The following is a 13,362-nucleotide window of genomic DNA, read 5'->3' as shown; positions in this document are numbered from 1 at the left end:
TTTCATGACAGCAAATTGTCTACCTTCTCTTTATATGGCTTGAAGTCAATGGAACCGTAAAATTGGCTGATCAGCCGAACTGGATCTCCAAAAAAGAAATATTCATATAAAGACTCCCTTGTGCCGAAGGATGACATCGCAAAGTCCCAAGCAAGACGGAACAGCTTGACGCGATCCTCCCCTTGTTTCGTTGCCCCCTGCAGGTAATGGTTCAATTCCACTCCTTTTTCTGATTTGAATGCCTGGACCGGTGGGATGCTCATCATTCCGCTTGCCCCCAGCTGTTGGATCATCGGCGCAATCTCTGTATATTTGCGGGCAAATATATTGGAAGCCACCTGGAGCGGTTTCAAATCCGGACAAAATGTCCCCAACCGATCAGGTGCTGCCCCTGCTTCTGCCTGTTGCAGCAGCGATTGAAGAACCTCTGACAAGATAACCAGTTTTGCTGCCTTCTTTCGTACATGCTGGTATTCTGCGATATTGATTTCCTCTATTAACGATTGAACTATGCCAATGGTGAAATCCAGCTTTGCTACCCGGCGGATCAGCACCTGATGTAAACCAAAAGCAGCAAAACTGCTCTCATTTTTAAAACTGTTTGCCACTGCGACATTATCATAGTAGAAAATCCGTTCCCAAGGAATAAGGACTTTGTCAAACAATACTATCGTATCCATTTCTTCATAACGAGCACTGAGCGGGTAATCAGCTTTACCTTTCCCGCCAGCGAATGACTCCCGTGCTACGAAGGTCAGACCATCTGCATTGCTCGGAATAGCAAACCCAAAGCCTCTATCCTGCTCAAAGCCAGCTGCTGACATCACGACGAGTTCATCCGTAATCCCGCCTTGAGTGGCTAACAGCTTCGCCCCATGAATAATGATCCCTTCGGCATTGCGCTCGACGATCTTTGCTGCAATCGGCTCATCTTTTTGTTCAAAATAAAAATCTCCCCTGTTGACTTGTGGATCGATGAATGTATGTGTCATTGTCAGATCATGCTTCTTCACATATTCATAATAGCTTCGCAGATGATCAGGAAAGCAATTTTCTTTCCCTTCCAATAAATCAGCAGAAGCAGCCAGCGCCATCAGTACTGTATTCATATAATCCGGGCTGCGGCCGATCATCCCATGTGTCTGCTCCGCCCAGCATTTGATCATACCGCTCCGTCGTGTCAAATCCTCCCTTGTTTCCGGTTTCAGGAAAGAAAGCCCGTAACGCTCCCCTGAATCACGATCGGTATAGGTCAGTACATCCATATATGCAGCATCATGCTGCAAATCATACAATTCCGCTTGTGTGCGCATTACTCCCCGGAATGCAGCATGCTTGGAAAGAGGTTTTTTAATGATTGTTTTGCCGCTAAGTACTTTATTATCCATTGCATCAATGCCAGCAAGATAAGCCTCTCCAGTTCTTACAGACATGCATTTCCACCCCCGACATTTTGTTACCCCAAATGGATAACCTGTTCTTCCCTCGCAAATACTAAAGCTGTTAATCTCCCTTTCTTCTCTCTATCATTGTGCGTATTGCTGCGAAGAAGACGATCAAGATAAAGATACCGAAAGCAAACAGTATCGTGAACATGCGAACCCCCTCAACGAAGAATATTCCAATCGTTCACAAATTATTCAAAGCAAAAGACTTGATAAAGTTTGTGAAGTAATGCACAATATAAACATAAAGAATGTGAAGTTATTCACATATTACTAATCTTAACAAAGGTGATGATCTACATGGAAAGAATCAATAAAGTAGCTTTGGTCGGTGCGGGATTCGTAGGAAGCAGTTATGCGTTCGCACTGCTGAATCAGAATATCGTGGATGAACTGGTGATTATTGATTTAAATGAAAATAAGGCGATGGGCGATGCAATGGATCTGAATCACGGTCAAGCATTCGCCCCTCGTCCGACAAAAATCAGCTATGGCACGTACGCTGACTGTCAGGATGCCGATATCGTCTGCATCACAGCCGGTGCCAATCAAAAGCCAGGCGAAACAAGACTTGATTTAGTCAGCAAAAACGTCAAGATCTTCAAAGGCATTGTAGACGAAGTCATGGCTAGCGGCTTCGATGGCATCTTCCTGATCGCAACGAACCCGGTTGATGTTTTGACACATGCGGTCTGGAAATTCAGCGGTCTTCCAAAAGAACGTGTCATCGGCAGCGGTACGACCTTGGATTCCAGCCGCCTTCGCTATATGCTTGGCGAATACTTCGGGGTTGCGCCACATGACGTACAGGCGCACATGATCGGAGAGCATGGCGATACTGAACTGCCAGTCTGGAGCCAAGCGACAATCGGCGGTGTTCCGCTTACGACGATGATGCAGACAGATAGCTGGTATAAGGAAGAAGATTTGGATGCGATTTATGTGAATGTACGAGATGCAGCGTATCAAGTGATCGAGAAAAAAGGTGCGACTTACTATGGTATCGCCATGAGCCTTGTCCGTGTCACACAAGCGATACTCGGGGATGAAAAGGCGATCCTGCCAGTAACGGCATATCTCGATGGCGAATACGGGGAGAAAGATGTCTATATCGGCGTTCCGACGATCGTCGGCCGCAAAGGAGCACAGCAAGTTCTTGAGCTGCCTTTGAACGAGAAGGAAAAAGAACAGTTCAAGCATAGTGCGGGTGTCCTCCGAAATACCGTGGAATCTGCCTTTCAGCCATTTGTATGATCACTTTTAGCGAGGACGTCGTATGATGTCCTCGCTCTTTGTCATTTTTATTTTCTTAAGCCGTGTCCAATTACTTCACCCTTGTTATAGGATTGGACCGTCTGGATGAAGATACAGAAGCAGCCTTGATACTTTCACTTTATTGAGATATTTCCGGAAGCCGTATCAATTATGACATGGTGATCACCACTTCCGCTTGTTCCTGTCGTTTCTTTTCTGGTCTCATTCCTATCCTTGAGCGGATAAGCAATCGATCTTCTGCCACTGTTTGAGGAAAGCTGGAACAATACATTTGGCTCGGTTTGCAAACCCAGCTTGACTGCGCCGCTTGTCGTTTTAATGGAAACACCCCCTTGAACTGTTAAAGCAGTAAGCGTCAGATTTCCACTGCTGCTATCAATTTCTAAACCTTTTGTGTGTAGTTCATCGACTTTCAAATCCCCAGACGACCCTTTCATTACCAGCCTCCCCTCATAAGATGCTGGAAGCCGTATTTCAAGCCTTGGCTTGTCACGCGAAAATAGCCTTCTTATATCACTACCTAGTGATACAGAAATACTCCTCTGTTTAGCGTCAACCTGCAAACCAGGTCCATTATCGTCCAGATGCAGGTTTATTTTCATCTCCTCTGTATCGGTTTGAACAACAGTTGTAGACGTACTACCAAAATCTATGTCCATTCGCTCCACGCCCTCCACAGGTAACTGCCGATAATCTTCTGTTGGAGCAGATTGGCAACCGCATAAGAAAATGGCAAGAATCAAGCTCATCAAGTACCTAATCCTCATAAGGTTCCCCCTTTACTTTTTCATTATAAAAAATGACCTTGCGTCAGCTTCCATTAAAAAATTCCTCTTGAAATTGACGTAACGTCATTTTGTAAACTAAAAATAGAGGACAAAAGAGGCAGGAGGTTAAATAGTGAAAAGAGGAGATGCAGTCATTTATGGATGTGTCATTGTCGGAGCTGGTGTGGGACTGCTTATTGATTATGCATTTCCTGGTGTCTTGATTGGTTTGGGCATTGGTTATCTTCTTAAGCAGGCATTTGATGATGAAGAACAGTAAGGGGGTAAAAAGAATGCTGCATATTCACGATGTGAAGAAACTGACAGGCGTAACCGTACGAACACTCCGCCACTACGATCAGCTTGATCTGCTGAAACCCGCGGCAAAAACGGAGGGCGGGCATCGTCTATATGGAGAATCCGAGCTCAAAAAACTTCAGCAAATACAGTTCCTGAAACAGATTGGTTTCTCCTTAGGAGACATTAAGAGCATGCTGCAAGAGGCGAATTGGGAATGGACTGATAGCATAAAAAAACAGCTGATTTATGTGATTGAAGAACAGCAGCATCTGCATCAGACAGAGATACTGCTGCAGGAATTATTGAATAGCATTGCATTGGAAGGCCAAAACCATCTGGAAGCAATCCGGAAACTGATGCTGCTTTCCGACGGAGAGAAAACGATGCAGGACAGATACAAGGAAAAAGTGTTTGATCAGCAGCAAATGCATTTATTGGATAGAGTACCGCGAATGGCAGGACATGATTCAGATTCATTGGAGTGGATTGGATTAATCGGACAGCTCAAACAGCATATGGACAAGGGATTGTCGGATAATCGAGTGCAGCAGATCATCAGACGGATGGATGAGAAACGCTCGGAACAGTTTGAAGGCGAAGATGTGTTTTTGGATAAACTGTGGGAAATCCGTCTATCACCAGAGGACTCGGAGAAAATGGGGCTATACCCGATTGATCAAGAGTTGTTGCATTTTATGGAAGATGCCTACGTCGTGTTTTTGCAGTCTAAGCAGAAGGAACAGGATTAACATGCCAATGGAACTGCTTCTTATCGTAGGCGGACTCGCATTATTAGATATGATCAGCCCCGTCGCTTTAGGCGTTACATTCTATTGGATAACAGAAAAGCGTTCGGACATTGTTGAAAAGCTGTCCATCTACCTAGCTACTATAGCAGTATTATATTTTAGCTTTGGTCTATTGCTATTGTTGGGGCTCGACTTCCTATTGGATAACGTTGCCGATCTTCTGCAGATAAAGATAATCAGCTGGTTTGTATTTCTCATTGGTATCACACTGTTTGTCATTAGTTTTTATGTTCCCAAAAAAAGATCCACCCTTGTTCCCGCAAATCGCGGGCCAATTCACAGAGGCCATGCATTGTTTCTAGGCGTATTTACATTTCTCCTAGAGGCCGGCACAGCCCTCCCGTATATAGCTGCTACAGGAATTATCGCTGCAGCCGATAGTACTTGGGGACAAAACCTTGCCCTTCTTGGAGGATACAATCTTCTCATGATTCTTCCTTGTATACTGCTTTACATGCTGTTTCATTTTGCAGGAGCATCTGTCAAAGAAAAGGCAAGTGCCCTTCTGCAGAAACTGGAGCAATCTACAGGCTCAACTTTGTCATGGATTCTTTGTCTGGCAGGTTTGGTTTTGGTTTACTATACAGTAGACTATCTTTAAGCTAACGCTGTCCATGGCCTTCCCCGGACAGCGTTGTTCTTATTGTATTAACGGCAACTTAAGCGGCATCGCTCGTAACCTAAACTATTTTAATGTCTTCTCCATATCCACCATGTTCCTGAAACCCAGATTTTCGTACATCCCTCTCGCACTGGAGCTGGACCATAATCTCGCTCGTACTGCTCCTTGATCTTTTAGCCAATTACATACTTCCTCTACTAAACGAGAAGACAACCCAAGTTTTCGATGCGCAGGTAGTGTATAGACTGCTATAACCCATCCAAAGACCGACTTCTCCTCACTCAATGGAAATGTATATTCTTCTCGAATCAGACCGCCAGCACAAGCTACTATTTCATTTTTCTCGTCTGTAGCAACCTTGAACATTATATTTCCCGCGTCGAATTCCTTCTCGAATATAGCTATGACTTCCAAGACTCTTTGTGAACTAGGCACAGGTATATCATCTATCTCCCCCATTTCACTCGCCATACGAAACCAGTAGTTCCCGATCAAAGGCAGTTCTTCCCGCTTTGCCAGTCGCGTTTCATACATCGTATTTCTCCACTCCTTCGAAAAAATCATGCATGGCTGCTGTCCTATGTTCTTCCGTTAGTATCGCGCTATCTCCATACACTCTTATACTTCTTCTTATATTTATCATCCACGACCGTATCTATCAATTCCATCGCTGTTTGCTTGATAGCTTCATCACCCAGCTGATCATACAAATGCTTCATATTCTGAATGATATCGAACCGGATCAATGTATAATTCTTCTCATTTATACCATTTATAAAGCGGTCTGCCATATAGGTCATCATTTTCTCTTTTAGAACGCCATCGGCAAGCCCGATTTTCCAGATGGCTTGAAGACTGTGCCTGGCAGTGACAAACTGCTTATCCTTCGTCACTTCCAAGAGCTTTGGCAGATCAGCATGCATTCTTTTTTCCGGATCGCTTTTAGCTAGGTTGGCCAGGTATTGTGCCGCTCGGGAACGCTGATGGTTATCTTTATCGCTTAAACTTTCCAGCAAATCGTCCCAGACCTCATACGCCCAGTCTATCTGCTTCTCTGTGACTTGAAGGATATACAGATATGCTTCATAGCTTTCCTGCTTGTCCTTGGATTTAGATCTAAGAAATGCTTCTTTTATTTGGTCATCCATGTGCTTCCTCCTTCTCCGCTTCATCTATAACAATCTAGAATAACTTCAAAATCAAAAAGAAAACAGGCGGAACAAGCAATGCTGGCAGAAAGTTCATCGTCTTGAATTTCTTGATCCCTAAGATGCTCAATCCAGAACTCAAAATCAACACACCGCCTACGATGCTCACTTCATTCAGCAAATCAATATTGACTGTGCTTTCCAATGCTTTTGCCACCATATAAATCGATCCTTGCCAAACAAAGAGAACACCAGCGGATATTGCTATTCCGAATCCAAAGGTCGAAGCCAGAACAAGGGAGGTGACGAAATCCAGCATGCCATTAGCCATCAAATACGAATAATCTTTATGCAGTGCTGCTTCAACCGGTCCCAATATGGAAAGAGATCCGATACAAAACAATAGGATGGCTGTGGATAGTCCCTCTGCCAAATTTGATTTGGAAAATTTCTTCACTAGATTGTTGAATCTCGTATCAAAATCCAGACTTTCTCCTATAATTGCTCCAATTGCCAAACTGACAATGAAAAGAACAGAATATTTACTAGCTGGCAAATGCTCCACTATTGCATTGGCCCCTAATGCCAAGGCTGCCAATCCCATAGCTTGCAGCAAAATGGTTTGATATTTATCCTTCATCCCCTTTTTGAATACGGTCCCCAATGTACTGCCTATGATGATCATTGCTACGTTGAATAATGTCCCAAACATATCATTTCCTCCAAAACTGCAGCCTTTGCTATCCCTTTCTTACACTGTCTCCCGTTTTATCAGTGTAGCGTGGAATACTTTATCTTTTGATTCCTTCCCTAGTGCCTGCTTGAATAAATGCTCCCCCATCTCTTCAAGAGGTATATGCATGCTTGAAATACCCATCATTTGTGCCATCGGATGGTCATCGAACCCGATGATGGCTAGCTTTTCCGGTATGTTTATGCCAACTCTGCCGGCACAAGTCATCACACCGGCAGCAACTTGATCATTCGTTATGATGAGCGCTGATGGCGGATCTTCCATCTGCTTGAGCTGAGTCACCATCGTTTCTCCATCTTCGAAATATAACATCTTATCAAACACATAATCCAATCGGCAAGGCAGTTCCTTTGCGGCTAGGAAATCCCGGTAAGCAGCAGCGCGCTCCTTACTGCTCGTCCCATCGAGTCTGCTGACAGAATAGCCTATTTTCTGATGTCCTGTCTCATATAAATAGGCAAGCGCACTCTGAAAAGCCTGATAATGATCTATATAAGCGGAAGAAAGCTTGTCTCCATGCACTTTTTCGCATACAACAATCGGCCCGTACAGTGTGTAAGACGTGATCAAATCCAAATCACAACTCCGCGAACAGATGATCAGCGCATCAATTTGCTTTTGCCGCAGCATGTGCAGTGCTTCCTTTTCTCTTTTTTCCTGGTAATCTGTCTGAATCAATACCAGCTTGTAGTTGTGCTTAAAGGCTTGCTTTGCTATTCCTTTCAATAACTGTGCAAAATAAGGATGATCAGAAAAAGGCAGGACAACACCAACCAGCTGCGTTCTACCTGTTTTCAGATGAACCGCATTCACATTTTTCTCATACTTGGTCTGCTCGATTGCTTCCAGTACCAGTTTCCGTTTCTCCTTACTCACATAAGGATGGTCATTGAGCACACGGGATACAGTTGTCACCGAAACACCAGCCAATTTAGCTAAATCCTTGATCGTCGCCATACGCTCTCCTTTATTTCAACAGCTTTATTCATGATAACAGTATAACGCTTCCCGGTTTCAAAAAAAACTTGACCTGATATCGTTTTCAGCAAGTAACCTATGAGTATAGGTACTGGACATCGGAGCGTGATCCGTTTTGGTGGAGCGTGACCTGGTACCAGTACTTAACAAAAAGGCCACGATGGCCTTTTTTATGTTTACATGAGGTCTTTTATGTAATCATATACATTCTTCACAATCAGCACTGTCGTTACGACGATAAACAGAATCCGTACATATCCACTCCCACGCTTGATGGCAAAACGTGAACCGACGATGGAACCGAAAATTCCGGATATCCCCATGATCAGCCCGATACTATAATGTACTTGACCTAAAATGATGAAAAGAATAAGTGCAGCGATGTTGCTGCTGAAGTTCAACAGCTTAGCATTGCCGGCTGCATGTAAGAAATCATAACCGATGAATAGGAAGGCGAACATGAGGAATGATCCTGTCCCCGGTCCGAGAAATCCATCATAAAAACCGACAAGAGCCAGCACAGCTGCAAAAATGAGCCATCTTTTTGTCGTCAACCGCTTGTAGGTAGACACGCTGCCCCAATCTTTTTTTATGATGGTATAAATGGCCACGGCAATCAGCATCACCAGCATAAGCGGCTTGAACAGGGCCGGATCGATGACATGGACGGTCCAGGCACCGAATAGAGAGCCGATGAAGGAAAGCGGAAAGTATTTCATAACCGATTTCAACTCAAGATTGCCTGACCGATAGAATATAAGCGTGCTTGTAAAAGAGCCCATCGTCCCGGCCAATTTATTCGTTGCCACTGCCGCAGCCGGGTTCAAACCCGCAAACAGGAGCGCTGGAATAGTGATCAGCCCACCCCCACCAACAACAGAGTCAATGAATGCAGCAAGAAATCCGAATAAAATGATAATTAAGATTGTGTCCAATTCCACGTGCATAAGTATTTCCTGCCCTTTCCTCTTATAAAATTTATTAACCTTAACCTCCTTATCTTAACATATGGAAAATAAGTGCAAGTAGATGGTATCAGGAAACAGACGCTGCCCCCCCTGGACATGCCCACTATCAATCTTTACATAAAGTGTTGGACAAACAAATACTCCGTCGTGCATAGCTGCATTCCCTGAAATTTAAACTCCCATATGAAACAAGCGTAAGGTATCACCACAAATTAATCATTTAAACTCGAAATGCATTGACATTGCATTGATTTCATTCTAATATTTACCTAATTGATACTGATTATCATTATCAAAAATAAGGATAATTCCATCCATTACAAGAAAGCAGGTAAATTGAATGAAAAAAGCAGCAATCGCATTAATTGGACTCTTTTTACTTATACTGAGCGCATGTGGAACTTCGGAAAAATCCACAGCCGACAGCAGCGAAAAAGAGACAAAAGATACTTTTACATATGAATCTGAAACCGGCCCTATTGAAGTTCCATCTGATCCGCAAAGAGTCGTCGTCTTGGCATCTTATGCTGGTGATGTACTTTCACTTGGTGTCAATATTGTCGGTGTCGATGAATGGGCCAAAAGCAGTCCTGTACTTTCCGATAAATTAAAGGACGCTGAAACGGTATCGGAAGATGATGTAGAAAAGATCCTTGAGCTGAAACCAGATCTAATCATCGCAGCCGATACAACCAAGAATTTGGACAAGTTTAAAGAAATGGCACCTACTGTCACATATACGTACAACAAGGTCGATTACCTAACCCAGCACGTCGAAATTGGAAAACTGCTGAATAAAGGTGATGAAGCACAACAATGGGTCGATGACTTCAAAGAACGTGCGAAGACTACAGGTGATGAAATCAAAGCCAAAATCGGAGAAGATGCCACTGTCACAGTAATGGAGAGCTACGATAAAGGAATGGGTGTGCTTGGCGATAGCTGGGGACGCGGAACGGAAATCCTTTATCAAGAGATGGGACTTGCCATGCCTGATAAGGTAAAGGAAATGACTGAAAAGGAAGGCTATACGATGATTTCCTCGGAAGTGCTGCCTGAATATGTCGGTGACTATCTTGTCATAAGTGAGTACAGCGACCAGGATAATTCCTACCAAGACACAGAACTATTCAAAGAAATACCCGCTGTCAAAGAAGGTCATGTCCTGACTGCAGATGCGAATGCATTCTTGTTCAATGATGCTTTGACTTTGGATTATCAGCTGGACTTCTTCGAAGAGCAGTTACTGAAGTGAATGCTGCATAGTAAGAAGGCTTAAAATGCCAAAAGGAGCTTGATTTTTTACCCAAGCTCCTTTTTATTATTTCTAATAAACTTTGATTCATATGATTTATTTTTATTTACTACCAACAAACAGGTAATCAGGATGAGATTAACGACTAATACAATGATACTGCCTTCCATTTTATATTGGCCGCCTGATAACATTTGAATCCCTTGAAATGAACTATTTAAGAGATTTGGATAATCACTCGCCAATGAAACACTGCCCATTATAATTGCTCCTATCGCATTCCATATAAAATGGGCAATTATCGGAGCTATCATTGTACCTGTATATTCTAATAGGATGGTAGCAAAGACGCTCATCGACACAACATTCAACACAGGGATCATACCCGCTTCAAAAGCACCGCCGTGCATGGCAGTAAATAAAATAGTTGTTAAAACCGTCGCCGCGGCCACATTGTATTTTTGCTTCCATAACTGATATAAATAACCTCTCATTAATAATTCTTGCATGGCAGCATTCAACAGTGAAGCCAAAATCCAAATCCAGATAAAATCAATCTGGTTGTGACCTTGTATATTCATTGTTTTGGTAAGGATAAGGACAGCTGCCACACTCCCCAACCATAAGGCACCTGTTACAACGCCGATCAGCGAATTTTTAAAGAAGCTTGTTATAATGGGGATCTTGATTTTTCCCTTTTCGATGATAAAAACAAAAAAGATAGAAAATAAAACGACTACAGCAAAGGGAGAAAACTCCCACCACAATCTCAAGAATGCTGGATTATTTGTTCCTATATCCGGCGTAAAAGAAATTAAAATTGCCCATCCTATAAAAAAGATGATTGTTTTTAAAATAGTAGTTAGTAACTTTTGCATTGCTCTACCCTCTCTGATACGTTCCTATTGAATTCGCGATTGATACAAGAACCATAGTCCATCAAAAATAGCTCACTTGAATTTAGTGAACTACATTTAAATTATATAATATTTTCCAATGCATTCCTTATAGCATTTATCTATGACCAGGAAGTTATCTCCATCCTACGAGACCAAGGTATTTTTGGCTAAAAAAAGGAAGTGCTCAAAATCCAGTAGTCCTGGCTTTTGAGCACTTCCCAATTGTTGATCAGTAAGGATCCGTTTCATGGCTTTTCTTCACAGCTTCATCCGTTGCTTCGTTGGCTGCTATTGTACCTTGACCGGTGCCTTGACCATATTTGGATTTTCCTGATTCACGACCTGGAACTTGATTGTCCGTTTTCGCTTCTTGCATTTCCTTCATTACTTTTTCGATGCCTTCCTTCACACGGCGGCCATATTCTTCGTCGGCTTGTGTAAAGTGATGAACCATCGCATCCTGAATCCGTTTATCGCATATCGCAAGCGCATCGGAAAGGTTCTTGATCAATTCATCGCGCTCCCAATCTTCGAAGCTTCGGTATGTGTGACCAGCTTGTCCATAATTGTTCGGACGATCGATTGGGGCAGACATCGCTGCGGCATTATACGTCGGCTGATGCGGCTTACGACTTCCTTTACCTTCTTCCTGATATCCCCCGACCATGGATGGTTCATAGTTGATCGATGGATTTTCCCCAGACTCTTTCGGATCACGTGTGTCCATTTGGCCGCGGTGCTGGTTTGTACGAACAGGCGCTTTGGGTGCATTAACAGGCAATTGCAGATAATTCGCTCCTACACGATAGCGCTGTGTATCGGAATAAGAGAAGGTACGGCCTTGGAGCATTTTATCGTCCGAGAAGTCCATCCCATCCACAAGAACGCCTGTACCAAAGGCTGCTTGCTCAATTTCCGCGTGGTAATCAACCGGATTGCGATCAAGAACCATTTTCCCTACTGGCAGCCAAGGGAACTTATCCTCTGGCCATAGTTTTGTATCGTCGAGCGGATCAAAATCCAATTCCTGATGATAATCGTCTTCCATGATCTGCACATAAAGTTCCCATTCCGGATATTCTCCACGTTCAATTGCTTCATACAGGTCCTGTGTTGCATGCCCGACGGTTTTCGCTTGAATGGTTCTTGCTTCATCTGTTGTTAAATTACGAATACCTTGTTTCGGCTCCCAGTGATACTTAACCAATACAGCCTCACCTTTTTCATTCACCCATTTATACGTGTTTACTCCAGAACCTTGCATATGACGATACGTGGCTGGAATACCCCATGGGGAGAACAGGAAGGTAATCATATGTGTTGCTTCAGGTGAACGGGAAACAAAGTCAAACATCCGCGCAGGATTTGGGACGTTTGAAGCTGGATCTGCTTTAAACGCATGAATCATATCAGGGAACTTCATGGCATCACGGATAAAGAAAATCTTAAGATTGTTCCCAACCAGGTCCCAGTTTCCATCTTCTGTGTACATTTTTACCGCAAAGCCGCGTGGATCTCGATCGGTTTCAGGTGAATCCTTTGCCCCTGCCACGGTAGAAAAGCGAACCATCAATGGCGTTTTTTTACCGGCACCAGAAAATACTTTTGCGCGTGTATACTTTTCTACCGGTTCATCTCCTACTTTTCCGTAAGTTTCGAAATAGCCAAATGCTCCCGTTCCTCGCGCATGTACTACACGCTCTGGTACTTCTTCTCGATCAAAGTGGGAAATTTTTTCAATGAAATGGTAATTTTCAAGTGTTGCTGGACCACGATCGCCAATTGTACGGATATTTTGGTTATCCAGGACAGGGTGTCCTTGGCGCGTTGTCAGGGTTTCACGTTTCACGTCTTGTTCATTTGAGGAATTCACATCTTTGTTCTCTGCCAAAATAAAAACCTCCTTAAAATAATTCAGTCTTATCTTTCCTGAGAAATATCATTTCAAACCCACAATAAGTATTATTTATGATAACTAATATTAACTGATATTAATTATCATAAAATTACCTCTAGTTTAAATTATGAGTCAATACTATGCAAATAATTCACTTACAACAGAATCTTTCCCAATCGGAATGAAACTTAAGCGTTATTTGATGGATTATTTTTTTCCTTTTCCCATTCCCTCCTGCTGGATCT

The 13,362-nt window shown here is 43.1% G+C and carries 14 protein-coding genes; 5 read left to right on the top strand and 9 right to left on the bottom strand.

The features are described 5' to 3' along the window. Positions 1–2: 2 nt before the first annotated feature. Positions 3–1,433 carry a 4-hydroxyphenylacetate 3-monooxygenase, oxygenase component gene (gene hpaB / locus BLQ53_RS09800; RefSeq protein WP_093727135.1) on the bottom strand — a complete coding sequence of 477 codons (1,431 nt, stop codon included), beginning with the start codon at positions 1,431–1,433 and terminating at the stop codon, positions 3–5. A 312-nt stretch (positions 1,434–1,745) separates the two neighbouring features. Here hpaB and BLQ53_RS09795 point away from each other — a divergent pair, with 312 nt between their 5' ends. Then, positions 1,746–2,699 carry an L-lactate dehydrogenase gene (locus BLQ53_RS09795; protein ID WP_425288295.1) on the top strand — a complete coding sequence of 318 codons (954 nt, stop codon included), beginning with the start codon at positions 1,746–1,748 and terminating at the stop codon, positions 2,697–2,699. 134 nt (positions 2,700–2,833) lie between these two features. Here the strand turns inward: BLQ53_RS09795 and BLQ53_RS09790 are convergent, their stop codons facing one another. Further along, a complete protein-coding gene (locus BLQ53_RS09790) occupies positions 2,834–3,487 on the bottom strand; it encodes a DUF4097 family beta strand repeat-containing protein (protein ID WP_093727134.1) in 654 nt (217 codons plus the stop codon). Positions 3,488–3,620: 133 nt separating this feature from the next. On the opposite strand from BLQ53_RS09790, the gene BLQ53_RS18940 reads away from it, so the two are divergent. Genes BLQ53_RS18940 through BLQ53_RS09780 form a run of 3 tightly spaced genes read left to right on the top strand, consistent with a single transcriptional unit; the run spans position 3,621 to position 5,197 of the window. Continuing rightward, the gene (locus tag BLQ53_RS18940; RefSeq protein WP_170829649.1) at positions 3,621–3,767 is read left to right on the top strand and encodes a hypothetical protein; all 147 of its coding nucleotides are present in this window, start codon (positions 3,621–3,623) and stop codon (positions 3,765–3,767) included. 13 nt (positions 3,768–3,780) lie between these two features. Beyond that, on the top strand, positions 3,781–4,536 hold the full coding sequence (locus tag BLQ53_RS09785) for a MerR family transcriptional regulator (protein WP_093727133.1): 756 nt from the start codon (positions 3,781–3,783) through the stop codon (positions 4,534–4,536). A gap of 1 nt (position 4,537) precedes the next feature. Next, the gene (locus BLQ53_RS09780; protein ID WP_170829648.1) at positions 4,538–5,197 is read left to right on the top strand and encodes a GAP family protein; all 660 of its coding nucleotides are present in this window, start codon (positions 4,538–4,540) and stop codon (positions 5,195–5,197) included. Positions 5,198–5,281: 84 nt separating this feature from the next. On the opposite strand, the gene BLQ53_RS09775 is transcribed toward BLQ53_RS09780, so the two are convergent. From BLQ53_RS09775 to BLQ53_RS09755, 5 genes are all read right to left on the bottom strand, one after another. Beyond that, positions 5,282–5,752: a GNAT family N-acetyltransferase gene (locus BLQ53_RS09775; RefSeq protein WP_244499319.1), complete on the bottom strand. Its 471-nt coding sequence runs from the start codon at positions 5,750–5,752 to the stop codon at positions 5,282–5,284. Positions 5,753–5,820: 68 nt separating this feature from the next. Next, on the bottom strand, positions 5,821–6,366 hold the full coding sequence (locus BLQ53_RS09770; protein ID WP_093727131.1) for a hypothetical protein: 546 nt from the start codon (positions 6,364–6,366) through the stop codon (positions 5,821–5,823). Positions 6,367–6,400: 34 nt separating this feature from the next. After that, complete coding sequence (locus tag BLQ53_RS09765; protein ID WP_093727130.1) at positions 6,401–7,078, bottom strand: DUF554 domain-containing protein; 678 nt, start codon at positions 7,076–7,078, stop codon at positions 6,401–6,403. 39 nt (positions 7,079–7,117) lie between these two features. Continuing rightward, positions 7,118–8,077 carry a LacI family DNA-binding transcriptional regulator gene (locus tag BLQ53_RS09760; RefSeq protein WP_093727129.1) on the bottom strand — a complete coding sequence of 320 codons (960 nt, stop codon included), beginning with the start codon at positions 8,075–8,077 and terminating at the stop codon, positions 7,118–7,120. A gap of 197 nt (positions 8,078–8,274) precedes the next feature. Next, positions 8,275–9,045, bottom strand: a complete 771-nt coding sequence (locus BLQ53_RS09755; protein ID WP_093727128.1) for a TSUP family transporter — start codon at positions 9,043–9,045, stop codon at positions 8,275–8,277. A gap of 361 nt (positions 9,046–9,406) precedes the next feature. On the opposite strand from BLQ53_RS09755, the gene BLQ53_RS09750 reads away from it, so the two are divergent. Beyond that, on the top strand, positions 9,407–10,321 hold the full coding sequence (locus BLQ53_RS09750; RefSeq protein ID WP_093727127.1) for an iron-hydroxamate ABC transporter substrate-binding protein: 915 nt from the start codon (positions 9,407–9,409) through the stop codon (positions 10,319–10,321). 47 nt (positions 10,322–10,368) lie between these two features. On the opposite strand, the gene BLQ53_RS09745 is transcribed toward BLQ53_RS09750, so the two are convergent. Together BLQ53_RS09745 and BLQ53_RS09740 are read right to left on the bottom strand one after the other, a co-directional pair. After that, positions 10,369–11,199, bottom strand: a complete 831-nt coding sequence (locus BLQ53_RS09745; RefSeq protein ID WP_093727126.1) for a CPBP family intramembrane glutamic endopeptidase — start codon at positions 11,197–11,199, stop codon at positions 10,369–10,371. A 250-nt stretch (positions 11,200–11,449) separates the two neighbouring features. Then, a complete protein-coding gene (locus tag BLQ53_RS09740; protein ID WP_093727125.1) occupies positions 11,450–13,111 on the bottom strand; it encodes a catalase in 1,662 nt (553 codons plus the stop codon). Positions 13,112–13,362: the final 251 nt, after the last annotated feature.

Source organism: Terribacillus halophilus, assembly GCF_900101385.1.
Classification (GTDB): Bacteria; Bacillota; Bacilli; order Bacillales; family Amphibacillaceae; genus Terribacillus; species Terribacillus halophilus.
Note: the sequence above shows the minus strand (reverse complement) of the source record. Positions and strands in the feature narration are given on the sequence as shown.

Excerpts from the sequence above, each read along its gene's own strand:
- hpaB (WP_093727135.1), bottom strand. The coding sequence starts at position 1,433 with ATGTCTGTAAGAACTGGAGAGGCTTATCTTGCTGGCATTGATGCAATG.
- BLQ53_RS09795 (WP_425288295.1), top strand. The coding sequence starts at position 1,746 with ATGGAAAGAATCAATAAAGTAGCTTTGGTCGGTGCGGGATTCGTAGGA.
- BLQ53_RS09790 (WP_093727134.1), bottom strand. The coding sequence starts at position 3,487 with ATGAGGATTAGGTACTTGATGAGCTTGATTCTTGCCATTTTCTTATGC.
- BLQ53_RS09785 (WP_093727133.1), top strand. The coding sequence starts at position 3,781 with ATGCTGCATATTCACGATGTGAAGAAACTGACAGGCGTAACCGTACGA.
- BLQ53_RS09780 (WP_170829648.1), top strand. The coding sequence starts at position 4,538 with ATGCCAATGGAACTGCTTCTTATCGTAGGCGGACTCGCATTATTAGAT.
- BLQ53_RS09775 (WP_244499319.1), bottom strand. The coding sequence starts at position 5,752 with ATGTATGAAACGCGACTGGCAAAGCGGGAAGAACTGCCTTTGATCGGG.
- BLQ53_RS09770 (WP_093727131.1), bottom strand. The coding sequence starts at position 6,366 with ATGGATGACCAAATAAAAGAAGCATTTCTTAGATCTAAATCCAAGGAC.
- BLQ53_RS09765 (WP_093727130.1), bottom strand. The coding sequence starts at position 7,078 with ATGTTTGGGACATTATTCAACGTAGCAATGATCATCATAGGCAGTACA.
- BLQ53_RS09760 (WP_093727129.1), bottom strand. The coding sequence starts at position 8,077 with ATGGCGACGATCAAGGATTTAGCTAAATTGGCTGGTGTTTCGGTGACA.
- BLQ53_RS09755 (WP_093727128.1), bottom strand. The coding sequence starts at position 9,045 with ATGCACGTGGAATTGGACACAATCTTAATTATCATTTTATTCGGATTT.
- BLQ53_RS09750 (WP_093727127.1), top strand. The coding sequence starts at position 9,407 with ATGAAAAAAGCAGCAATCGCATTAATTGGACTCTTTTTACTTATACTG.
- BLQ53_RS09745 (WP_093727126.1), bottom strand. The coding sequence starts at position 11,199 with ATGCAAAAGTTACTAACTACTATTTTAAAAACAATCATCTTTTTTATA.